Below are 23,047 nucleotides of genomic sequence, written 5' to 3'. Positions count from 1 at the left end.
CTTTAATATGTCTGCGGAAAGCTTAAAGCTATTTATACTGTGAATATGTAGTGATTCTGTTATTACGGTCTAATTTGACATGTTTGAGCGATTCTACTAAATATCGCCCCACAACGTATTGATAACGCTCAGTGCAACAACCGGTGCGGTTTCAGTTCGAAGCACCCTTGGACCTAGTGTAATGGCACTAAATCCAGACTTTTCAGCGAGTTGCACTTCGTTTTCACTTAACCCACCTTCAGGGCCGATGAGCAAACAAATTTGGTTGTTACTAGGTTGTTCAAAATGGCGAATGGGCTTTGCGCTATGATGATGTAATGTAAGTTTTAACATATCTTTACATTTAGTAACCCATTCGCTTAATTCTATTGGGGAATGGACAATAGGAACAACGCCGCGTCCGCATTGCTCGGCAGCACTAATGGCGACTTGCTGCCAATGCTGTAGACGTTTTTCCGCTCGGCTGTCTTGCAGTTTGACTTCGCATCGCTCGCTGAATAACGGCTGAATAGCATAAACGCCCGCCTCAACCGCTTTTTGAACAGCGTAATCCATGCGCTCGCCTCTAGACAGTGTTTGTCCTATGGTGACTTGGATGGGGGATTCATTCTCCAGTGCTTCAAAATCCGTAATACGAATACTGGCACTGCGTTTTTCGACATCACATAAGGAGGCATTGTACTGTCCGCCTTTGCCATTAAAGACGCGAAGAGGGTGGTCGGATTTCAAACGCAGCACTTTGCATAAATGCTGAAATGACGTATCGGGCAGGGCTAAAGTCGTATTCTCACTAAGGTCCGTGTCGATGAAAATTCTTGGAATACGCATACCTTGTCCTATAAAAGTGAAATCGCTGGAAATAAAAAAGCCTTCTTCTGCGCGGTACTTTAAAAAAGTAACTCAGAAGAAGGCTTTATAACGGAAAATTAGAAAATTATAAACCGGCAGCTTTACGTAATGCGGCGGCTTTGTCTGTTTTTTCCCACGTGAAGTTTTCACCTTCGCGACCAAAATGCCCATATGCGGCTGTTGGTAGGTAAATTGGACGTTTCAGATCGAGCATTTTAATCAAGCCTGCTGGGCGTAATTCAAAGTGTTCGCGAACCAATTGAGAAATCACCGCGTCGCTGACTTTACCTGTACCGAACGTATTGATACTGATAGACGTTGGTTCAGCCACACCAATGGCGTAAGAAATTTGGATTTCACATTTGTCCGCAAGACCCGCCGCGACGATATTTTTCGCCACATAACGACCAGCGTACGCCGCAGAACGGTCAACCTTGGATGGGTCTTTACCAGAGAAAGCACCACCACCGTGACGCGCCATGCCGCCGTAAGTGTCTACGATGATTTTACGACCCGTTAGACCACAGTCACCGACTGGTCCACCAATGATGAATTGGCCTGTTGGGTTGATGAAGTACTTGGTTTCTTTAGATAACCATTCCGCAGGAAGAACCGGCTTGATGATTTCTTCCATGACTGCTTCACGAAGATCGGCTTGTTTTATCGCTTTACTATGCTGCGTTGACAAAACAACCGCATCAATTGCGCAAGGCTTGCCGTTTTCATCGTAGCGGAACGTGACTTGGCTTTTCGCGTCTGGGCGAAGAAAATCTAGAGTGCCATTTTTGCGGACTTCGGCTTGGCGTTTAACCAAACGATGCGCATAAGTAATGGGTGCAGGCATTAACACGTCGGTTTCATTGGTTGCAAAACCGAACATTAAGCCTTGGTCGCCCGCGCCTTGTTCGTGTTCATCCGCTTCATCAACGCCCATCGCGATTTCGGCCGATTGTTTACCAATGGCGTTCATGACTGCACAAGATTCCCAATCGAATCCCATGTCTGAGCTGTTGTAGCCAATTTCACGAATGACGCCACGAGCGATTTCTTCGATGTCGACCCAAGCGTTTGTGCGGACTTCACCTGCCACCAATACCATGCCCGTTTTGACAAGGGTTTCACAGGCAACGCGGGCTTCTGGGTCTTCGGCCAAAATGGCATCAAGAATGGCGTCCGATACTTGGTCGGCGATTTTGTCAGGGTGGCCTTCTGAAACGGATTCAGAAGTAAATAAAGAATATTCAGACATAATAAGTGTTCCTCTTTAGCTGAGTTTGATCGCTAAACAGGCATAAAAAAACCTGTTTTGCATAAAAATGCTAAACAGGTCTAACTGAATCTGTTTAGCTGAATTTATATAGCGTCCGCAAGCCGAGACAAATCGACGCTGTTAAGCCGTGAATGATGGACTAGCGCTGGTTAAATATCAACCCACAAGGGCTATTTTAATGAGGCAAAAGAGCGTTTTTTTGTTAGGATAGTGCGGATTCTTGTGTGATTTCATTTTCTTTGTCCAATCTTTGGGCGTAATGATAGTGCCAGCATTGCATGGTGGCTCTATCCCGTAGAGAATGTTCCTTCATTGTTCGTTAAGCTATCAGGAGTGGAAAAACCATGCCGTCTCGGAAACAACTCGCTAACGCCATACGTGCATTAAGTATGGACGCTGTTCAAAAAGCTAACTCAGGTCACCCAGGTGCGCCAATGGGTATGGCCGACATCGCTGAAGTATTATGGAATGATTTTTTAAAGCATAACCCGAACAATTCTAAATGGGTTGATCGTGACCGCTTTGTATTGTCTAACGGTCATGGCTCCATGTTGATCTACTCTCTTTTGCATCTTTCTGGCTACAAACTGCCAATCGAAGAACTGAAGCAATTTCGTCAGCTTCACTCTAAAACACCAGGTCACCCAGAATACGGTTACACCGATGGCGTAGAAACCACAACGGGCCCATTGGGTGCCGGTGTGAGTAACGCAGTCGGCATGGCAATCGCTGAGAAAACCTTGGCAGCGCAGTTTAACCGCGACGGTCACACAGTGGTTGACCACAATACTTATTGCTTCCTTGGCGATGGCTGCTTGATGGAAGGCATTTCCCATGAAGCGTGTTCATTAGCGGGCACATTGGGCTTAGGTAAATTGGTCGCTTTTTGGGATGACAACGGCATTTCTATCGATGGTCATGTGGAAGGCTGGTTTACAGACAACACGCCGCAGCGTTTTGAAGCCTATGGCTGGCATGTGATTGCAGACGTTGATGGTCACGATCCTGTTGCGATTAAAGCGGCGATCGAAGCGGCGAAAGCAGAAACAAGTAAGCCAACATTGATTTGTTGCAAAACCATCATTGGTTTCGGTTCGCCAAACAAATCTGGCAGCCACGATTGTCACGGCGCACCATTAGGTGATGCAGAAATCGCGGCAGCACGTGAATTCCTTGAATGGCCATACGCACCGTTTGAAATTCCTGCAGACGTTTATGCGGGCTGGGATGCGAAAAAAGACGGTGCAGTACGTGAAGTCGAATGGGACGCAAAATTTGCCGCGTACCAAGCGGCTTTCCCTGAGTTGGCGGCTGAATTTGAACGTCGTGTTATCAAAGGCGAATTGCCTGCGGATTTCGAAGCGAAAGCGCAAGCCTTCATTCAAGAAAGCCAAGACAAGGGTGAGAATATCGCCAGTCGTAAAGCATCACAAAATGCGATCGGTTTCTTTGGCGCTATGTTGCCTGAATTGCTAGGTGGTTCTGCGGATCTTGCTGGTTCCAACCTGACGCTATGGTCTGGTTCAAAAGGCATTCAAGAAGACCCAGCGGGTAACTACATTTATTACGGTGTACGTGAATTCGGCATGAGCGGCATTATGAACGGTGCGTCTTTGCACGGTGGTTTTATCAACTACGGCGCGACGTTCATGATGTTCATGGAATACGCACGTAATGCGGTTCGTATGTCGGCGTTAATGGGTATCCAAAACGTATTCGTTTACACGCATGACTCTATTGGTCAAGGTGAAGACGGTCCAACGCACCAACCTGTTGAGCAACTGGCTAACTTGCGCATGACACCAAACATGATGGTTTGGCGTCCATGTGATGCGGCAGAAACTGCCGTAGCTTGGAAAGCCGCAGTTGAACGTCGTGACGGTCCAACGTCATTGATCTTCTCTCGCCAAGGTTTGCCTGCACAAGCGCGTAACGCGGAACAGTTAGCAAACGTTGCGAAAGGCGGTTACGTTCTTCAGGATTGCGCTGGCACGCCAGATCTTATTTTGATCGCGACCGGCTCTGAAGTTGGTTTGGCGATGGCGTCTGCGGAAGCACTCACGGCGAAAGGTAAGAAAGTTCGTGTTGTGTCTATGCCATCAACCAATGCGTTTGATGCTCAAGATGCGGCGTATAAAGCGTCTGTATTGCCAAGCAATGTGACTAAGCGTGTTGCGATTGAGGCAGCTCATGCTGACTACTGGTACAAGTACGTTGGTTTTGAAGGTGCAACGGTTGGCATGACGACGTTTGGTGAGTCTGCGCCTGGTGGCGACCTTCTGAAACACTTCGGTTTCACCGTCGACAACGTCGTTGAAACGGCTGAGAAAATTCTCGCTGTGTAAGTACGTTGCTTGATAAGAAAAGAGACGCGTTTTGCGCGTCTCTTTTTCCTTTTATTAAGGCAGAAAGTGGTGACTAGTTTGACACTTTCTTTGCGATGAAGTAGTGGGAATATGTTGCGAGTCGCTATCAATGGTTACGGTCGTATAGGTCGTTCGGTATTACGAGCGCTTTATGAAAACGGCTACCGCGATCACATTCAAGTGGTTGCTATTAATGAATTGTCCGACATCGAGACAATCAGTTATCTAACGCGCTATGACACCACCCATGGCCGCTTCCCTAAAGCTGTATCCACAAAAGACAATGCGCTGATCATCGGTGACGATGCTATCCTGTGCTTTTCCTGTGCAACGCCAGAAGAACTAGACTGGTCGTCCCTTGAGCTGGATTTGGTGTTGGAATGTTCAGGGAGCTTTTCTGATCGACACAGTGCGCAAGCGTATTTGAACGCGGGCGTGCCTAGAATGTTGCTTTCCCAGCCAGCGGCGGCGGATGTGGACGCGACGATTGTCTACGGTTTTAATCATCAGGATATCCAGTCACATCATGATATTGTCTCGGCAGCATCCTGTACCACGAATTGTCTGATTCCTGTGTTGGACATTATCAAACAGTTTTCCGGTGTGGTGCATGGCATGAGTCAGACGATTCATTCTGCGATGAATGATCAGCCAGTGATTGATGGATATCACACAAAAGATTTACGCCTGACGCGTGCGGCGTTGAGTTCGATCATTCCGGTGGATACCGGCTTGGCGAAAGGTATTACACGTATGATGCCGGAGTTAGAGGGCAAAATGGGTTGTAACGCGGTACGAGTGCCAACCTTGAACGTTTCGGTGATTGACTTGGTTTTACGCACCGAGCAAGACGTAACAGCAGAGCAAATAAACGAACAATTAGAGAAAGCGGCAAACACGAAATACGCGGGATTAATGGGCTTCACGAAAGAAGCGCATGCGTCCGTGGATTTCAATCATGATCCGCGCTCGGTGATTATCGACAGCACGCAAACGCAAGTGATCGACAAGCGCATGGTGAAGTTGCTGTGTTGGTTTGATAATGAATGGGGCTACGCAAACCGAATGTTAGACGTGGCCACACATTGGGCTGATGTGATAGAACAAAAAAATTAGATGAGTACATTGGAACGTTAAACGACGAGGGTATCGGACATGACGGTAATAAAAATGAAAGATGTGGATCTGACGAATAAGCGCGTGTTAATTCGTGAAGATTTAAACGTACCGGTGAAGAACGGCCAAGTAACCAGTGACGCTCGTATTCGCGCCGCATTACCGACCATTAAATTGGCATTGGCAGCAGGCGCGAAAGTGATGGTGATGTCTCATCTTGGTCGCCCAACAGAAGGTCAGTATGAAGAAGAATTCTCCCTTCAGCCTGTGGCGACACATCTTGCTGGCTTGCTAGGGCAAGACGTTCCTTTAGTAAAAGATTGGTTGGATGGTATTGAGGTTGAAGCGGGGCAACTTGTTTTGGTTGAAAACGTTCGCTTCAATGTCGGCGAGAAAAAAGACGACGAAACCTTGTCTAAGAAAATGGCGGCGTTGTGCGATGTTTTCGTTATGGATGCATTTGGTACCGCTCACCGTGCTCACGCGTCAACTCACGGCGTTGCGAAATTCGCCCCTATTGCTTGCGCTGGTCCTTTGCTGGCCGCGGAACTCGAGGCGCTTGGTAAAGCATTAGACAACCCGGCGCGTCCTTTGGTGGCGATTGTGGGTGGTTCAAAAGTATCGACCAAACTGACGGTGCTAGAATCGTTGTCTAAGATTTGCGATCAACTCATTGTTGGTGGTGGTATTTCCAACACCTTCGTTGCGGCGCGTGGCTTTAATGTGGGTCAGTCGTTGTATGAAAAAGACTTGATTCCTCAAGCGCAGAAACTCATGGCAGATTTGGACATTCCTGAAGTCACCGATGTACGTGTTGGCACCGAGTTCTCGGACACGGCCATTGCGACCGTTAAGCCGGTGGATCAAGTGGCAGATAACGAAGAAATCATGGACTTAGGGCCAGATTCTGCTCAAGCGCTTGCGGACATATTAAAAGGGGCAAAAACCATCTTATGGAACGGTCCGTGTGGTGTGTTTGAGTTTGATAATTTTTCCAAAGGCACTGAAGTGGTCGCACAAGCGATTGCAGACAGCGATGCGTTCTCTGTTGCGGGAGGCGGTGATACGTTGGCGGCAATTGATAAATACGGTTTGGCCGACAAAATTTCGTATATTTCGACGGGCGGTGGTGCATTTTTAGAATTTGTTGAAGGAAAAGTGCTTCCAGCGGTTGCGATGTTGGAATCACGCGCGCAAAATTAGTATCAAAGAATGACAAAGATCGTTCTAAATAATAAGGCGTAAGCCAAGATCGCCGGCTTCATCTTTCGTTGAGTGATTACTCTGCAAAAATGAGGCTGGCGATAATAAAACTAGAGAGTGACCCGTTCGGCGTAAGTCGGATATGACAATAACGATAAGGCGTAAGCCACATGCTCTGTGATAAGCAGCATCATGATAAAAAATAATGAGTTACTTAACACCCTAACTCAGTCCGTTATAAATACAATATAAGACAAATTGTCAGAGGAAACTTTTATGCCTTTAATTAGTATGCGTCAATTGCTCGACCATGCCGCAGAGCACAGCTATGGCTTGCCTGCCTTCAATGTGAATAACATGGAGCAGGTAAAAGCCATCATGGAAGCCGCTCACGAAGTGAACTCTCCCGTGATTATGCAAGCCTCCGCTGGTGCTCGACAATATGCAGGCTCACACTTTTTGCGTCATCTGATTGCCGCGGCCATTGAAGACTATCCTCACATTCCTGTGGTTATGCACCAAGACCATGGTACTTCTCCAGCGATATGCCAGCGTTCAATTCAATTGGGCTTTTCATCCGTGATGATGGATGGTTCTTTGATGGCGGACGGTAAAACCCCTGCGAGCTATGATTACAATGTCGATGTAACACGTCGTACTGTTGAATTTGCACACGCTTGTGGTGTGTCTGTGGAGGGCGAGCTAGGTGTTTTAGGTTCGCTCGAAACCGGTGAAGCGGGCGAAGAAGACGGCGTTGGTGCGGAAGGTATTTTGACAATGGATCAAATGCTAACAGACCCGAAAGAAGCGGTAGATTTTGTTAATGCGACAGGCATCGATGCCTTGGCTGTTGCGATTGGTACCAGCCATGGTGCGTACAAGTTTACACGTCCACCGACGGGCGACATTTTGGACATTGAACGCATCGCGAAGATTGTTGAATTGTTGCCGAATACGCACATTGTATTGCACGGGTCTTCATCTGTGCCACAAGACTGGTTAGAAATCATCAATGAGTTTGGTGGTGAAATTCCAGAAACCTACGGTGTGCCTGTTGATGAAATTGTCAAAGCGATTCGTTACGGAGTGCGTAAGGTGAATATTGATACTGACCTTCGTTTGGCCGCAACAGGCGCGATCCGTCGTAGTTTGGCGGAGCACAAAGGCAACTTTGATCCACGCAAATATTTAACAGAAAGCATCAAGGCGATGAAGGCTGTGTGTATTGATCGCTATGAAGCGTTTGGTTCAGCGGGTCAGGCTTCGCGTATCCATACTATGGATCTTGAAGAAATGGCGGTGCGTTACGAGCGTGGCGAATATTCAAACGGTCGTGTTTTTTAAGTGTTTTTTGAAATAAATGACGCTTAAAGGCGGGTGAGCAGGCGGGTATCGGAAAATATTTTATGTTTTTTACTAAAAAAGCAAAAAAATGGTTGACCGGAAAACTCAATTACCTATAATGCTCGCCATTCCTTGCGGGAGTGGTGGAATTGGTAGACACGCTGGATTTAGGTTCCAGTGCTTCACGGCGTGAGAGTTCGAGTCTCTCCTTCCGCACCAAATTTAAAAAAAGCTGACTTTATGTCGGCTTTTTTTATGTCTGAAATTTACGATTTTCTTTGTTTTCTTCCTATTTTATTTGTCACGATCGCTTTTTTCGAGTTTGGGCGCATTTTATTGTTCCTGTTATCTCGAAAGTCCGCTAATTTGGTTAGAATGATTCTTTCTATGGTGCTTCATCGGACTCAGTAATGCGCAGACTTCGTTCTTTTATCGTGTGGATTGTCTTTGGATGTTCTGCTTTGATTGTTCAGGCGGCAAGCATGACGCTTGATCTGATGGACAGTCACGATTTTTATCAGCTGAGCCCAAGGCAAGGTCCGCTGGCTGAGCAATTCACTACTGTGGTCAATTCCCCTCCTAGTCCCATGCGAGTGTCGCAAAAAAGAGCGGTGCGTATCGCATTGTTGTTATTCGGGAATACGAATTCAATCGAAAATAGATCACTTCTGATGTCCTTTAAAAAGCGCATGCGTGAGTTGGGTATCGATTATCGCTTGGATACTTACACAGACCGTTCGCAAGACGGCAGCGATATCACGCCGTATTTCAAAGCCGCAGAAGCGCAACCTGATTATATTGTCATGACCAGATTTGGTTTTATTCAGCGCCGGTTTGTGGAGCGTTTTTTACGTTCTGGAACATCACCGAAAGTCATCCTCTATGACTTTGCGTCACCGTTGACCCATTGGGTGAATCATCCTCCGCTGATGTATATTGGCTTTGATCAGAAAAAAGCGACCACGATGTTGGCAAGTTATCTAGATCGTCAATTGCCGCTAGACACTCGTATTTCGGCGCTGGTGTTACCCGCGGGCTATCTTGGTTATGTGCGTTGTGACTTATTTCTCGATGAAATGATGAAATACAATCGTCGTGTGAGCCGTATTCGAGTGGTGTCGGATAACAAGGAAAGTGCGTTTGACGCCGCTCACGCCATGTTAAACGACAATGCGACGGACTTTATTTTCAGCTGTTCTCAGAATATATCGGATGGCGTTGTCGCGGCATTGAAAGAAAGGAACCTCGCACCAAGGGTTCAAACGAACGCGTGGGGGCTGCCTCTGCATGGCATCGCTGATCTAGAAAGCAGACGAGTGAAGGTGAGTGTGCTTTTCATGAAAGATGACTTGTCCATTGCGGTAGCAGAAGCAATAAAAATGGACCTTGAAGGGAAAAATATGCCCAGTCTTTATGTCGCGCACGCAACGTTAATGCCGGCAGAATTAGATCCAGACAGCGTTCGTTTGATGGTTCAGCAGGCGTATCACTATTCGGTGGAATTATGGCAGAAGTGAATATTAGCTTAAGGCATCGTTTGCGAAAAAGAGTATTGGCCTTGGTTTGCGTGGCTTTTACCATTGTTGCATTAATGATTCTGTATTTTATCGAAGTCTTGAATCAGTCTGCTGAAGAGCAGGGGTTGGTGTTGAAGCACCGAGTGGTAGAGCAAGCGTTCAACAGTTATTTGGCTCGTGCCGAAGACGAAATGAAATTCATCGGGCAGGATCTTTCACTTGGGGATTATGCGCCTGGTCACGAATTGGATTTGTTGTTCAGTCATCATGAAGTATTGCTTTTCGGCGGTTTGGATTTTTTCTACATTGAATGGACGAATGGTCAGCATTCTATGGACCCTCGAGCGCGCCTTTTTACGAGTGTGTCATTTCAGTCTGTGTTACGGGAAGGGCTCATTAATAGATGGGCGTCTATTGTCACAAGCGATCATTCTATTTTGCTCATGTATAAGAAAAAACTGCTGTCCACCGAGCAGGAAAATATAGGTTTTTTGTATGGTTTTATCTCACTAAACGACAATTTAACCTTGGCCACAGAGTTGCTTGAAAGTGCTCAGGTGAGCGCGGTGCGTGTTTATGATAAGGCTGATGATCGCGTGTTGTTGGAAGAGCATCGTAACGGTGTCGATTTATCGGGTTCTGTTTTGCGCTCGAGTTTGCCATTGGTATCACCCGTTCAAGCGGACTTACAATTGGATATCAGCCAAAAACACACAGTGTCCTCTACGCTATTAAGCACCGCGTTGCCTTTGATTGTGGGGGTTGGCGCAGTTTCCCTGTGCTTTTATTTGCTTCTATCTCATTTGGTCAAAACACTGATCTTCCGCCCACTGGGTGCAATAGCGTATCGGCCTGAAGAGGAATTATTGCCTTTTAGCGAGTTGCAACCCATTCAGCTGCAAAGCAACCAATATAAGGCCTTCATTAAAGCAAAAGAACTGAGGTTTACACTGCTTGCCGAGTCGATTCACAGTGCCATTATTTTTTGTAATGAAGTGGCAGAAGTGGAGTTGATTAACGAGGAAGCTAAGTGCCTTTTCCCAGATGCAGGCAAGGCCCGAACCTTGTTCGACTTTATGCCAATCTCGTGTCATCAATCGATTCAGGAAGCATTAAAGGGCGGTCTCGGAGTCTCATTCGATCTTACGATTAGTCATCTCGGACGTATTTACCAATGGCAGGCGCATTCGTTTCAAAACGAGAGCGCTTATCGAGGCTTGTTATTGGTCGGCCGAAATGTGACTCAAGAAACCAGTTTGACTTGGCAGCTTGAACAATTGCAGCCTTTGTCATCCGCGGCGCAAAAAAAGGTCGATACAGACGCCATTTTGAATGAACTGACGTATCTTTCTACGTTGCCAAACCATATTGACGCCAGCCATTTGAAAGGTTGGCTTACATTATTGATGTCCGTATTAGACGATATCAGATCGGATGAAAGTGAAGTGGCTTATTTGCCCATTGGCGAGGTTTTCTGTCAGGAAAGCGCTCGAGTCATGATGGCGATGGGTGTGGAGGCAAATCGAGCGCTCTTGGATTGTTCGGTTGAATCAGGGGCGAAGATCGTCGCGGTAGATGCGAATTTCAGAGGCTTGATCCGTGTTTTGTTTATGATGGTGATGTCGAATGACATGGCTGAACGTCGTTTGACGGTTCGCTTTGAAGGCGCTGAACTTGAAATGGTGGCGATGAATGACATGACATTTAGGCCGTTGTTCTCTTGGATGTTGAAAACCTTATTGGCGCATCTTGGTGGACAGCAAAAAACCCTGCAAAACAACGCATTGCAACTGAATGTCATGATGGACGAATGCGAGGCAAAACATGAGCTGACGCCATTAGCGCCAAATCAAGTGGTGGCTTGGGTATCGAATGATTATCCGAATGCGGTGGCGGTGAAAGAGGCCTTGTTGCGGTTGGGTGTTCAAGTTGAAGAATATGTGTCAACGGACAGCTTTTTCACTCAGTCTAGCGCCGTGGTTAAATTTGATGCGGTGTTGATTGGGTGTGATAAAGACGTTGAGGCGCAATCAGAAATGACTCGGGTATTGAAACTCAAATACAGTCGAGATCAACTTCCTATTGTGTGGCTGAACAGCACATTGCCCGTCGACGTGGCGCCTCAGGTGTTCACCTTAGTAGGCTGTTCTTTTGATTACAACTTACATCAGGTGTTGGTCAAAGCGAACGCATTGGAAGGAATTGCACCGACCTATTCGAATGGGCAGGATGAATCGTGGGTCATCGTCGGCGGAAGCCGAGTAAGCAAAGCAATTTGGTATAGCGAGTTAGAAAAGCACGATGTCGCAACCCAATGGCTGACTGACTTATCCAACTATTTTGTGGTGCTGTCATACCACACGGACGCCACTATTGTTTTATTGGAGCCACAGCCAAACGCACAGCTGTGGTCAATTCAAGCGGCTTTTCCTAATGTCAGATTTTTTTCAGTACAAAGGTGGCCGGAAATGCCGGATAATGTGGCGTTTTTCGAAATGAGGTTGCCGTATTCTGGCGATCAAATCGGGCTATTTACACAAAAATTGATGCAACAACATACCAACACTAGGAGCAATGAATGAGCGTAATTGGATTAATTGGCGCCATGGACGAAGAAGTGGCTGTCATCAAAGCATGGATGACCGATGTCCGTGAACAGTCTATTGCAGGGTGCGATTTTTTTGTTGGGTCATTTGAAGGCAAAGAAGTTGTGTTGCTTAAGTCCGGTATTGGCAAAGTAAATGCAGCCGTGTCGACTACCTTGCTGCTTTCTCAGTTCCAACCAGAATATGTGATTAATATTGGTTCTGCTGGTGGTTTCGACCCAGATTTACAGGTCGGAGACGTTGTGATTTCGGATCAGGTAGTTCATCACGATGTGGATGTGACGGCATTTGGTTATGTCATGGGGCAGGTTCCCAATATGCCTGCGACGTACGCAGCGAACAATGACCTAGTGAATCAGGCCAAAAAAGCATTACAAGCAGTGACGAAAGTGCAGGCGAAAGTAGGCTTGATTGGAACCGGTGATAGCTTTATGAACGACCCCGTTCGTGTGGAAGCAGTACGTGCTCTTTTTCCTGAGCTTGTGGCGGTCGAAATGGAAGCGGCTGCGGTGGCTCAAGTGTGTTTCAAATTTGGCACCCCTTTTGTCGTGGTGCGATCTCTGTCTGACATCGCGGGTAAAGAATCACCTCAAAGCTTTGAAGAATACTTGAAAGTGGCGGCCGAAAATTCGTCCCTGATGATTCAGCAAATGCTGAAAGGCAACTAAGCGATGCTGATCCGCAAGGAGCAAATGGTGATGGTGTGCGTGGCGTCGCTTTGTTCCTTGCCGGCTTTTGCAGACGATGCAATCAGTGAGGCTGACTTTCCCGTTGTAGTGGAAAGCAGCGAATCAACAGAAGGCAGTGAGCCGATAGGAAAAAATGAATCGGCTTGGTGGCTGAGTTCTCATGAAAAAGTGTCGAAAACCATTGGTAGTTGGTCTAGCAATATCGATTCTTTCTTATCGGGAAAGCAGCGTGTTTATAACTCAGAAAGTAACCTACAAATACGTTTTGGTTCCGTGTTTGGAGGAAGTGAGCGTTCGAGTTTTTTCGACTTCCGAACGCAATTAAAGCTTCCTAACACGCAAGATAGATTGAGTTTAGTCGTTGAATCTGAACCGGATACGCTGGCCCCTGAAAGCTTGAGAGGTGAGTCCTCACAGGAAACCACCGTGGTCAATTCAGCGTTGAAAACCACCATTTCTGCTGCAGTACGATACATCAAACAAGACATTGGAATGGATGTGGATGCTGGTGTGCGAGTTGATTTCCCACTGGACCCTTTTTTGCGCTTGCGCTTTAAACAAGGCGATGTCATCGGGCAATGGAATTGGTGGCAGAAACAAGAGATGTTTGCTTATTATTCAAAAGGGGTGGGGGCACGTTATGGTTTGGGCACGGGTTATGCCGTCACGCCTCAATTTAATTATGGTGCCGATGTCGGTGTGACCTGGCTTGATAAAGAAGGCCTGTTTTATGCGCGTGAAAATTTTTTCATGCAGCATTTATTGAATGAAAAAAATCGTATGGCTTATCAATTGAGCTTTCTTCAATCGGGTGAGCACTCTGTTCAGCCAGACAGTTTCTTATACAATATTCAATATGAACGTTTAATTTATAAAGATTGGCTGATTGGCCAGATAAAACCCCAGTTCACACATGAAGCTGAAGACGACTATGATGGTACGTTTTCACTGACATTATCGCTCGCGATTCTACTTGGCCCTAAATACCTTCATTAAATAGCGCTCTCTCATTGTTTTTCGTCATTAGATTTGTGACGAGGGAACTCGTATAATGCCGCGCGCTAAGAATATTAGTTATCACCGCTTCCAAGAGAATGAGTCATGAGACCGGATCAAATCCAACCAGAAATGTATGAACAGCAGCTGCAAGATAAGCAGACTGAACTGGCCAATTTAATGGCGACCTTATCATTGCCTGAGATGGAAGTTTTCGCGAGCCAGCCGTCTCATTATCGAATGCGTGCTGAATTTCGTATTTGGCATGATGGCGATGACCTGTATTACGCGATGTTCGATTCCGCAGACCCAAGAACGCCGATTCGTACGGATCAGTTTCTTGCCGCATCCAGCCTTATTAATGAACTCATGCCGAAGCTTCTGGATGCCGTGCGTGATACGCCGATATTGCGTTATAAGCTTTTTCAAGTGGATTTTTTAACCACCAAGACGGGCGAAGCCCTGATCAGCCTGCTTTACCATAAACCGATTGATGCTGAGTGGAACGCCGCGGCACAACAACTGAATGATGCGTTTCCCGCGTGTCACTTTATTGGTCGTAGTCGTAAGAAGAAACAAATTCTCACCCGTGACTTTGTCATGGAAACCTTGACGGTTAATGGACAGAAATTTCATTACCAACAGGTAGAAAACAGCTTTACTCAACCGAATGCCGATATAAGCGAAAAGATGCTGGAATGGGCGTTGGATGTGACCAAAGACGCGTCTGGTGATTTGTTGGAAATGTATTGTGGTAACGGAAATTTTTCGATTCCGCTTGCTCGACGTTTTGATCGTGTCGTGGCGACAGAAATCTCAAAAGTCTCAGTGAACTCGGCGCAGTTGAATATCGCCATTAATGGTATGGCCAATGTCCAAGTGGTTAAAATGGCCAGTGAGGATGTGTCTGCTGCGTTAAATGGCGATGTAGAACTACCCAAGAGCTTGATGCAAGCGGGCGTGAGTGAGTTGACGCCTTCGGTTGTGTTGGTGGATCCGCCACGTGCTGGATTGGATGACGCGACGGTTGAGCTGATTCGGAAAATAGATTCGATTCTGTATATTTCCTGCAATCCCGAAACGCTTAAGTCAAACCTAGAGTCGTTGTCGAGCACTCACGAAGTGGTTCGCTATGCGATGTTTGACCAATTCCCTTATACGCACCATGTCGAAACTGGCGTCTATTTACAAAGAAAACCGACTGTCTGAATAGCGAGCATGTGGGAGGGTGTTGTTTGCACTCTCTCTATGAATGCCACTCTTGTCATAATGAAAGACATTCCCATATCGGCGTTAAGATACGCGTTATTTTGTGTTAAGATACGCCAACTTTTTCCCCCCACCACCATAGAGAAGTCGAACGAGCCATGAGTAGCAACTCACTAGACAAAGACAAAATCAAGATCTTGTTATTAGAAGGCGTTCATCAATCTGCACTGGATGCATTGCATGACGCAGGCTATACCAACATTGAGTATCATAAAACCGCATTAGCGGAAGATGAGCTGATCGAGAAGATCTCGGAAGCGCATTTTATTGGCATTCGATCGCGTACCCAGTTGACCGAAAAAGTACTAGAGCACGCCAATAAATTGGTGGCTATCGGTTGTTTCTGTATTGGTACAAACCAAGTTGATCTAGACGCAGCCAGTTCAAAAGGGATCGTTGTTTTCAACGCGCCATTCTCGAACACGCGAAGCGTTGCCGAGTTAGTGCTCGGTCAATTGATTCTATTGCTTCGAGGCATTCCTGCGAAAAACGCAGCGTGTCATCGTGGTGGTTGGATCAAATCAGCGGTTGGCTCTTTCGAAACTCGTGGTAAGCGTTTAGGTATCATTGGCTACGGTAGCATTGGTACACAGCTGAGCGTATTAGCCGAATCCCTAGGCATGGAAGTGTGCTTCTACGACATTGTTACCAAACTGCCGTTAGGTAATGCGCGTCAAATCAAGAGTTTGAAAGAGCTATTGTCGACGAGCGATATTATCAGTTTGCATGTTCCGGAAACCAATTCCACTAAGATGATGATTGGCGCGAAAGAAGTGTCTCAAATGAAGAAAGGTTCTATCTTCATTAATGCTTCTCGTGGCACGGTTGCCGATCTTGGCGCTGTGGCGGATGCCATTAAAGCCGGTGATTTGAGTGGTGCAGCAGTCGATGTATTCCCTGTTGAACCTAAAGGCAATGATGAAGAGTTTGTGTCGCCATTACGCGGTTTAGACAATGTGATTCTAACGCCTCATATTGGTGGCAGCACTATGGAAGCGCAAGAGAACATCGGCGTCGAAGTGGCCGATAAGTTGATCAAATACTCTGACGTGGGTACAACCACGGCGGCGGTTAACTTCCCTGAAGTGGCCTTGCCATCGCAAGCGGACAATCATCGTATCTTGCACATTCATGAAAACCGTCCTGGCGTATTGTCTAAAATCAACGCTATCTTTTCTGAGCACAACATTAACATCACGGGCCAATACCTGCGTACTACGGAGAAATTGGGCTACATGGTAATGGACGTGGATGCAGAAGAAGGTGAATTGGCGCTTGAGAAATTAAGAGAAGTCGAAGGCACTGTGAAAGCACGCGTTTTGTTTTAAACGTTTGTGGCAAATGGTTGATCTAAAAAAATCCAGCATCGGCTGGATTTTTTGTGTCTGTCATTTGGCCTCATTCTTCACTTGAGTCGTTACTTGATGCCCAGCGTTGTGGTGATGTCTTGGATCTTTTGTTTGATGCTGTCGGTCACCTTTGACATGAACGCTTCAGATTCATTGGCTTGTCCTCTCACTTTAACAACCGCGCTGTTGAGTCCACTCATTCCAAGTTTTTGCTCTGCTGCATAGCCCGTTGCCTTTTTCGCTAGCTGTGTTGATTGCTCCGATTTTTCAAGCACTTCTTGTGCGGATTGCCCCAAGGCTTGGGTCAGGCTAATTTGTTCTGTTGACGCGCTCTCGATCAGTTCTAGATTTTTTTTCAGCTTGCTTGTCGCAGACGACAAGGTTGAAAAGATCCCTGTGATTTCTTCTAATGACTGCTGAGTTCGGCTGGAAAGCGTTCGAACTTCCGATGCCACGACGGCAAAGCCTCGCCCGTGTTCACCGGCGCGTGCCGCTTCAATCGCCGCGTTCAATGCAAGCAAGTTTGTTTGTTCTGAAATGTCCTTGATGCCGGTCACTATTGAGGTGGCATTGGACACAGAGGATTCCAGGTTCAATAGCGATTTCTTACTACTGTTTAATCTCTCAATCGTGGTTTGGTTTGCCACCGCCAAGGACGCGGCTTGATTAACACTGTGCGACATCGCGGTGTTGGTTTCTATCGCATAGGTTTCTACTTCACGCGCTCGGACTTCGGCTTTGTTTGCGAGCACTTCAATTTGATTAGACATCTCAAGGGTACTGTCTAATTCTTGGTTCGAGGCGGTACTCAGTTCGTGTACTTGCCCAAAGGCGTTTAGCATGTCGTTGAGCGACAGCGAAATGTTGTTGAGCTCAGTATCTCTTTGCTGCCGTTGAACGGCGATTTGTTCTAAGTAGCGATTTAAGTAATGGGCAACGTCTGACAGCTCGTTCTTGTTTTTGCCAACGGTCAGTCTGTTGATGTTCTGGTGTTCGACTAGGTCTTTGACGGCGATGTATAAATCTCCGGCACTTTTTACAACGACTCTGTTTTGGAAAATATGGACAGAGATGGTCGTGAGTACCATCAATATGACGAAAACAGAGAAAGCCATTAAGGTTTGTTGCTGTGTCGCCTCGGCGCTTTTTTGAATGTCTTCCGTGCCTGCTTTTAAAATGGTTTCAAGCTGATTGATTTGAGTGCGGATTTTGGTTTGCGCTGCGACGGCTTGCTCTATGTTGGTCAGGCTGGAATCCACATCTTTTAAATAGCGGTTTGACCAAGTGTGCAATTCGCTTTTCGTTTCTTCGAGAGGGTCGACAATATCTCCGCTGCTTTCGGTATCGTCAGCCCAACCCATTAATGACGAAAGGTCATCGCCTGCACTGTCATCAAGTTCTTCGTTTAGTGCCAAGATTGGTAAATCACTGAATGCTTTAATGTGGGCTTGATAGTCTTGAATATTTTCTTTCAAACGTTGGTGATTGTCTGAGGTGCGATTGGCAAGGTAGTCATTTTTTGCGCTGCTGACGTGGGCAAGACCAGAATACAATGCCGCTTGGCTAGCGAGGTAGGGCGCGGCGGACGATAAGTCATGTTGTGTTTGGAAAGATTGAACTTTGTCCGCTAAAGAATTTAAGGACAAGATGGTTTGTCGTTCGTTGTTTTCAATCAAGGCAAACGGATTCCCTGACAGTTTACCGGCGGCTCTTACATCGGATTGTAAGCTGCTTTCGATCTCCGTTAATTGCGTGTTGATGGGGTTTTTGATGGTGTCGGGTAGTGTGCTGAGAGCAGGGCGTATTTTATCGTTGATGAATTCGCCTGCGGCCTGTAAAGCCGACGCTTCACCGGAAGACAAATAGCCTTCAATTTGCTGTTTTAAATCGATGGATGAATATTCCCAAACTTGTGTGTACGTGTCGCTTTGCTCAAAGGCACTACGGAACTTCATTAAGCTCCACAGCAGCAAGCCAATAAGCATGATGGCAATCACTAAATAACTGGCGGTTGTCGTTCGTGTCACATGGGAAATTTTCAATCAAGCACCTACTTAGTTTACATAATGTTACGGGTTGGACTACTTTAATAGGTGTGTGTGACAAAAATGTGACAGTGACGAAGGGGAATGTTTTTATGTGAGGGTGAGAGATATCACTCAAAAACGTCATAAATTTGATCAATCACGACGTCATTGAGGTGAATCTTGTCCAATTGGAAAAAAAACCTTTCATGGTCACTTTTTCGTCATTATTTTGTATTAAATTAAAAATGATATTAAACGAGCGTTTAATAACAGTGTGTTTTCGACGTTAAGATGCTTTTCTAATGAAATAACAAAACAATGATATAAAATCAAAGGAGCTCAAGAATGACCCTTTCCCGTCGCCAATTCGTGAAAGGCGCCTCTGTTGCAGGTGCTGTTGCCGCTACCCCGTTTTCGATCAACCAAGCCATCGCGGCGAACAAAGAGCTGCGTATTTATGCGTGGGCTGGTTACATTACCGATGAAATGCTATCCGATTTTAAAGCCAAAACTGGCATTACTGCCACGTTCACACCATACGGTACCAATGATGAGTTAATGAACTCGCTGCGTGCAACCGATGGAACGGGCTTCGACATCATTATGCCAACCGTAGATCGTGTGCCAGGTTATGTGGATTACGAGTTAATTCAACCTCTTGATGTGAAGCGTGTTAAATGGAGTGGTTGCCTAGAAAGCGCGCTTGCGGGTTCCGATGTAGGTGGGATTGTAAAAGGTAAGCGTTATTTCGCGCCTTCTGACTGGGGGACTGAAGCCATTGCGTATAACACACAAGACGCAAACGTGGACCCTAAAAACTTAAGTTATGGTGATCTTTGGAAACCAGAAAATGCGGGTGGTGTAACCGTGCGTGGCCATTCCGCTTTGGTTGGCATCGGCTTGTGGTTAGAAAAAGCCGGTAAGCTTCCTTATCCATTGCTTGAGTCGTATAAAAACGAAAAAGCGATGCGTGCAAATTTTGATGTGATTCTAAAAGTCGCGGTTGAGCACAAAGGCTCGATTGCGCAATTCTGGTCGACAGAAAACGAAGCGCAAGGTGCGTTCCGTACTAATGGCGCTGTCATTGGTCAAACGTGGGACAGCACGGCATTCAAATTGAAAACAGAAGGCGAACCAATCGCGTACGGCGCGCCAAAAGAAGGCGCACTGGCGTGGATGGAAGGTTTTGTTATTCCTAAGAACGCCAATAACGTGGATGCCGTGTATGAATTTATAAACTGGTATTACACGCCAGAAGCGGGTGCGATGTTCGTGAAAGCGACAGGCTATAACTCAACCGCGAAAGGCGCGGACGCGTTGTTGCCTGCTGCAACCAAACAATTTTTCCAAGATTCTTATTCGAAAGAAGACCTTGCGAAGCTTTGGTGGTGGCCAATTCAAGAGCCATGGTATGTCGCATTGCGTAATGAATACCAAGACCGTTACTTGTCTGCATAACCTCGAAGGCCCCTTGCGTTTTGTGCACAAGGGGCTTTTTTGTATCGAGAAAAAATAACCAGCGAGAGAAATATGGATAGTAGTGTTCATCTAGATAATACCGTCATGCAGTTTGGGGATTTTACCGCCATACAGAAAACCGATTTAAAAATTGAGTCTGGTGAATTTTTTAGCTTCTTAGGGCCATCAGGCTGTGGCAAAACGACCATCCTCAATATGATTAGTGGTTTTTTAGATCCAACACAAGGTGATGTAAAAATTGGCGGTCAGAGTATGCGAGGTGTCCCCGCCAATAAGCGCCCAACCTCAATGATTTTTCAGAATCTTGCGCTTTTCCCTTTGATGACAGTGTCCGAGAATATTGAATTTGGTTTAGAGGTGCGTGGTGTTTCAAGAAGTGAGCGTAAAAAAGCCTCAAATCGACTGCTTGAGCTGGTGGCATTAGAAGACAGTGGCACCAAAAAAATTGCGGAATTGTCTGGCGGGCAAAAACAGCGCATCGCGATTGCACGTGCACTGGCAGTAGAGCCACAAGTCTTGCTGCTAGACGAACCTTTGTCGGCACTCGATTTAAAGTTGCGTCAGCATATGCGTACGGAACTGAAAGCCATTCAACGTAAAACAGGCATTACCTTCATCTACATTACGCACGATCAAGGCGAAGCATTAACCATGTCGGATCGTGTTGCGGTGATGTCTGCTGGGCAGATTCAGCAAGTCGCCGACCCTATTACCTTATATCGAGATCCACACACTGCGTTTGTGGCGTCGTTCGTGGGTGAAAACAATGGCGTGAGCGGCAAGATTATCGAGGTGAACTCTGCATTTGTTACCTTAGATTGTGGGCCGCTTGGCAAGCTTGTTGGTCGCGCTCAAGGAAATCTATCCGTGGGTCAAACGGCGACGTTATTTATTCGCCCTGAGCATTTCAGATTACAAGCAGAAGACGGCATGCATAGCTTGCAAGCCGAGATTCAAGAAGTGAATTTCGAAGGTGCGTATCTCACGCTGAATGCGAATACGCCTGCCAATCAAGCCTTGTCGATTCAGCTTGGTACACATCAGTTTTCGGACGCGTTGAAAAAAGGCGCGCCGGTTAGCCTGTCTTATCGAGAGCAAGATGCGATTGTCATTGTAGGAGCGGACCATGTTTAGTCAGCTCAAGGCGCGTTTTGGCAGTGGGTTGGCCGTGGGTATTATTGGCATGATTGCCATTTGGCTGATTGGATTGGTTATTTTACCACAGCTTTTGATGGTGGATTATTCGTTCCGACCGAACTTATTGCCAGCTGACATTGGCGGTCCAAAAGATGTCTATTCACTGACAAACTACGAAACGCTGTTTAATAATCTGATACATCTTAAAATTTTCTTTAAAACGATCTGGTCAAGTGTGCTGGTGACGAGCCTAACCTTAATCGTGAGTTATCCGATTGCATTCTATTTGGCGAAAGTGGCCACGCCGCAAAAAGCCGCGCTGTGTTTGCTGTTGCTGATTATTCCTTTTTGGATTAATGAAATCCTCCGTACGTTTTCTTGGTACATTATTTTGGCCTATAAAGGCCCGCTTAATGCGCTGTTGTTAGGCTTGGGTTTGATTGATCGGCCGATTCGATTTTTGTCAGGTGATGGCGGCGTGCTGATCGGTATGGTGTATGCCTATATTTTGTTTATGATTTTCCCAATCTATAACGCGATTGAAAGTTTGGATACCAATCAAATTAAAGCCGCACGGAATTTGGGCGCGGGATGGATTCGTACACATTGGCGTGTGGTGATTCCTCATGCTAAACCCGGTATTGCGACGGGCTGTATTATGACCTTTATGTTGGCGGCGGGCAGCTATGCGGTTCCTGCTTTGCTCGGGTCGCCTGGCAGTCGTTGGTTTACTCAAATTATCTACAATTGGTTTTTTGAGGGGGGCGATTGGAATCAAGGCGCCGCTTACGCTTTCTTGTTGCTCATTATCTGTATCGGCTTTATTGCCTTGGTGATGCGGATCTTTAAAGTGGGATTGGGGGACATTGCAAAATGAAATCTGAAATCATTATGCGTTGGGGTGTTCGCTTCTACATTGGTGTGTTCTTTTTATATCTTTTTACACCGCTCATTATCATGGGGTTGGCGACGTTTAATGACAGTCGCTTCCCCACTGTCTCGCCTTGGAAAGGGGCAACGCTTAAATGGTTTGAAGCGCTGGCTCAAGATGGGGCGATGTGGAAGGCGTTGTGGACGAGTATTATTGTCGCAGCCGGTGTATTGATTATCGCTGTGCCGATCGGGATTTGCTGTGCGTTATTTCTTTCCACCGTACAGGGAAGGGGAAAAACCTTTTTATATTCGTTGATGATGTCACCATTGTTAACGCCAGGGGTCATTGTTGGTATCTCGACGCTCATTTTTTGGAAAGGCTTGTCTGTCAGTGGTGGTGTGTTTTTGACGGTGATGGCGCAGACGACGTTTATTGCCGCTTATGTGATGCTGATGGTATTGGCGCGATTGCAGCGATTTGATCGTACGCTAGAAAATGCGGCGTTAAGTCTTGGCGCAACTCAGTGGCAAACGTTCCGGCGTATTCTTTTGCCTTACTTAAAACCGGCCATTATCTCTGCCGCCGCGATCGCCTTTCTTCAATCGTTCGAGAACTACAACACGACTTTATTTGTGAAAGGGTACGATACAACGCTGACGGTCTATATTGCATCCAAAGTGAGAACGGGTTTAACGCCCGCTGTAAATGCACTTGGGTTAGTGATGATTTCAATTACCGTTTTATTGGCGATTGTCTATGAAGTGAAACGTCGCCGCGAGGCAGAAACTGGATCTCTATAAACAAAACCGTCATCAAAAAAAGCCCATTATTTGTACAAGTAATGGGCTTTTTTATGCTTATTGATCAAGGGTTAATCAGTTTTCGGCGTTGATGTATATTAATATGACAAATTGATAAAAAAACCTAGAAAAGGGTTGCACAAAATCTGTAGATCC

At 46.3% G+C, this 23,047-nt stretch carries 17 protein-coding genes, 1 tRNA gene and 1 riboswitch; of the genes, 15 read left to right on the top strand and 3 right to left on the bottom strand.

Annotation, left to right across the window (positions count from 1 at the left end; genetic code table 11):
* Positions 1–96 precede the first annotated feature (96 nt).
* Positions 97–828 (bottom strand): 16S rRNA (uracil(1498)-N(3))-methyltransferase, encoded by a 732-nt coding sequence (locus D104_RS26015; protein ID WP_024023573.1) that lies wholly within the window; start codon positions 826–828, stop codon positions 97–99.
* 106 nt (positions 829–934) lie between these two features.
* Complete coding sequence (metK, locus tag D104_RS26010) at positions 935–2,098, bottom strand: methionine adenosyltransferase (RefSeq protein WP_024023572.1); 1,164 nt, start codon at positions 2,096–2,098, stop codon at positions 935–937.
* 73 nt (positions 2,099–2,171) lie between these two features.
* A riboswitch (SAM riboswitch) is annotated at positions 2,172–2,247 on the bottom strand.
* 216 nt (positions 2,248–2,463) lie between these two features.
* Between metK and tkt the strand changes: the two genes are divergently transcribed.
* From tkt to serA, 11 genes are all read left to right on the top strand, one after another.
* Positions 2,464–4,464, top strand: coding sequence for a transketolase (gene tkt / locus D104_RS26005; RefSeq protein WP_024023571.1), 2,001 nt, complete (start codon positions 2,464–2,466; stop codon positions 4,462–4,464).
* 111 nt (positions 4,465–4,575) lie between these two features.
* Positions 4,576–5,601: a type I glyceraldehyde-3-phosphate dehydrogenase gene (locus D104_RS26000; RefSeq protein ID WP_024023570.1), complete on the top strand. Its 1,026-nt coding sequence runs from the start codon at positions 4,576–4,578 to the stop codon at positions 5,599–5,601.
* A gap of 39 nt (positions 5,602–5,640) precedes the next feature.
* Positions 5,641–6,804: a phosphoglycerate kinase gene (locus tag D104_RS25995; RefSeq protein WP_024023569.1), complete on the top strand. Its 1,164-nt coding sequence runs from the start codon at positions 5,641–5,643 to the stop codon at positions 6,802–6,804.
* Between the two features lie 276 nt (positions 6,805–7,080).
* Positions 7,081–8,148 carry a class II fructose-bisphosphate aldolase gene (gene fba / locus D104_RS25990; RefSeq protein WP_024023568.1) on the top strand — a complete coding sequence of 356 codons (1,068 nt, stop codon included), beginning with the start codon at positions 7,081–7,083 and terminating at the stop codon, positions 8,146–8,148.
* A gap of 134 nt (positions 8,149–8,282) precedes the next feature.
* A tRNA-Leu gene (locus D104_RS25985) sits at positions 8,283–8,367 on the top strand.
* Positions 8,368–8,558: 191 nt separating this feature from the next.
* Positions 8,559–9,665 carry a substrate-binding domain-containing protein gene (locus D104_RS25975; RefSeq protein ID WP_024023567.1) on the top strand — a complete coding sequence of 369 codons (1,107 nt, stop codon included), beginning with the start codon at positions 8,559–8,561 and terminating at the stop codon, positions 9,663–9,665.
* The gene (locus D104_RS25970; RefSeq protein ID WP_024023566.1) at positions 9,653–12,247 is read left to right on the top strand and encodes a nitrogen regulation protein NR(II); all 2,595 of its coding nucleotides are present in this window, start codon (positions 9,653–9,655) and stop codon (positions 12,245–12,247) included. The genes D104_RS25975 and D104_RS25970 overlap by 13 nt, the downstream gene beginning before the upstream one ends.
* The gene (gene mtnN / locus D104_RS25965; protein ID WP_024023565.1) at positions 12,244–12,939 is read left to right on the top strand and encodes a 5'-methylthioadenosine/S-adenosylhomocysteine nucleosidase; all 696 of its coding nucleotides are present in this window, start codon (positions 12,244–12,246) and stop codon (positions 12,937–12,939) included. Before D104_RS25970 ends, mtnN begins: the two co-directional genes overlap by 4 nt.
* A gap of 3 nt (positions 12,940–12,942) precedes the next feature.
* Positions 12,943–13,956: a hypothetical protein gene (locus D104_RS25960; protein ID WP_200866749.1), complete on the top strand. Its 1,014-nt coding sequence runs from the start codon at positions 12,943–12,945 to the stop codon at positions 13,954–13,956.
* A gap of 105 nt (positions 13,957–14,061) precedes the next feature.
* Positions 14,062–15,165 (top strand): tRNA (uridine(54)-C5)-methyltransferase TrmA, encoded by a 1,104-nt coding sequence (gene trmA, locus D104_RS25955; RefSeq protein ID WP_024023563.1) that lies wholly within the window; start codon positions 14,062–14,064, stop codon positions 15,163–15,165.
* 158 nt (positions 15,166–15,323) lie between these two features.
* Positions 15,324–16,553, top strand: coding sequence for a phosphoglycerate dehydrogenase (gene serA / locus D104_RS25950; protein WP_024023562.1), 1,230 nt, complete (start codon positions 15,324–15,326; stop codon positions 16,551–16,553).
* 89 nt (positions 16,554–16,642) lie between these two features.
* Here the strand turns inward: serA and D104_RS25945 are convergent, their stop codons facing one another.
* Positions 16,643–18,616: a methyl-accepting chemotaxis protein gene (locus D104_RS25945; RefSeq protein ID WP_024023561.1), complete on the bottom strand. Its 1,974-nt coding sequence runs from the start codon at positions 18,614–18,616 to the stop codon at positions 16,643–16,645.
* A gap of 330 nt (positions 18,617–18,946) precedes the next feature.
* Here D104_RS25945 and D104_RS25940 point away from each other — a divergent pair, with 330 nt between their 5' ends.
* The 4 genes from D104_RS25940 (at position 18,947) to D104_RS25925 (ending at position 22,891) form a co-directional block, all read left to right on the top strand.
* Positions 18,947–20,059, top strand: coding sequence for an extracellular solute-binding protein (locus D104_RS25940; RefSeq protein WP_024023560.1), 1,113 nt, complete (start codon positions 18,947–18,949; stop codon positions 20,057–20,059).
* A gap of 72 nt (positions 20,060–20,131) precedes the next feature.
* The gene (locus D104_RS25935) at positions 20,132–21,214 is read left to right on the top strand and encodes an ABC transporter ATP-binding protein (protein WP_024023559.1); all 1,083 of its coding nucleotides are present in this window, start codon (positions 20,132–20,134) and stop codon (positions 21,212–21,214) included.
* Complete coding sequence (locus D104_RS25930; RefSeq protein ID WP_024023558.1) at positions 21,207–22,094, top strand: ABC transporter permease; 888 nt, start codon at positions 21,207–21,209, stop codon at positions 22,092–22,094. Before D104_RS25935 ends, D104_RS25930 begins: the two co-directional genes overlap by 8 nt.
* Entirely contained in the window at positions 22,091–22,891 is an 801-nt protein-coding gene (locus D104_RS25925; protein ID WP_024023557.1) for an ABC transporter permease, read from the top strand. Before D104_RS25930 ends, D104_RS25925 begins: the two co-directional genes overlap by 4 nt.
* Positions 22,892–23,047: the final 156 nt, after the last annotated feature.

Origin of the sequence: Marinomonas profundimaris (genome assembly GCF_000508165.1) — a bacterium.
Taxonomy (GTDB): Bacteria; Pseudomonadota; Gammaproteobacteria; order Pseudomonadales; family Marinomonadaceae; genus Marinomonas; species Marinomonas profundimaris.
This window is presented reverse-complemented; position numbering and strand designations above follow the sequence as displayed.

Bases quoted from the DNA above. Each gene is read 5' to 3' on its own strand.
- D104_RS25935 (WP_024023559.1), top strand. From the start codon at position 20,132: ATGGATAGTAGTGTTCATCTAGATAATACCGTCATGCAGTTTGGGGAT.
- D104_RS25925 (WP_024023557.1), top strand. From the start codon at position 22,091: ATGAAATCTGAAATCATTATGCGTTGGGGTGTTCGCTTCTACATTGGT.
- tkt (WP_024023571.1), top strand. From the start codon at position 2,464: ATGCCGTCTCGGAAACAACTCGCTAACGCCATACGTGCATTAAGTATG.
- serA (WP_024023562.1), top strand. From the start codon at position 15,324: ATGAGTAGCAACTCACTAGACAAAGACAAAATCAAGATCTTGTTATTA.
- mtnN (WP_024023565.1), top strand. From the start codon at position 12,244: ATGAGCGTAATTGGATTAATTGGCGCCATGGACGAAGAAGTGGCTGTC.
- D104_RS26000 (WP_024023570.1), top strand. From the start codon at position 4,576: ATGTTGCGAGTCGCTATCAATGGTTACGGTCGTATAGGTCGTTCGGTA.
- D104_RS25995 (WP_024023569.1), top strand. From the start codon at position 5,641: ATGACGGTAATAAAAATGAAAGATGTGGATCTGACGAATAAGCGCGTG.
- D104_RS26015 (WP_024023573.1), bottom strand. From the start codon at position 828: ATGCGTATTCCAAGAATTTTCATCGACACGGACCTTAGTGAGAATACG.
- trmA (WP_024023563.1), top strand. From the start codon at position 14,062: ATGAGACCGGATCAAATCCAACCAGAAATGTATGAACAGCAGCTGCAA.
- metK (WP_024023572.1), bottom strand. From the start codon at position 2,098: ATGTCTGAATATTCTTTATTTACTTCTGAATCCGTTTCAGAAGGCCAC.
- D104_RS25940 (WP_024023560.1), top strand. From the start codon at position 18,947: ATGACCCTTTCCCGTCGCCAATTCGTGAAAGGCGCCTCTGTTGCAGGT.
- D104_RS25970 (WP_024023566.1), top strand. From the start codon at position 9,653: ATGGCAGAAGTGAATATTAGCTTAAGGCATCGTTTGCGAAAAAGAGTA.
- fba (WP_024023568.1), top strand. From the start codon at position 7,081: ATGCCTTTAATTAGTATGCGTCAATTGCTCGACCATGCCGCAGAGCAC.
- D104_RS25930 (WP_024023558.1), top strand. From the start codon at position 21,207: ATGTTTAGTCAGCTCAAGGCGCGTTTTGGCAGTGGGTTGGCCGTGGGT.
- D104_RS25960 (WP_200866749.1), top strand. From the start codon at position 12,943: ATGCTGATCCGCAAGGAGCAAATGGTGATGGTGTGCGTGGCGTCGCTT.
- D104_RS25975 (WP_024023567.1), top strand. From the start codon at position 8,559: ATGCGCAGACTTCGTTCTTTTATCGTGTGGATTGTCTTTGGATGTTCT.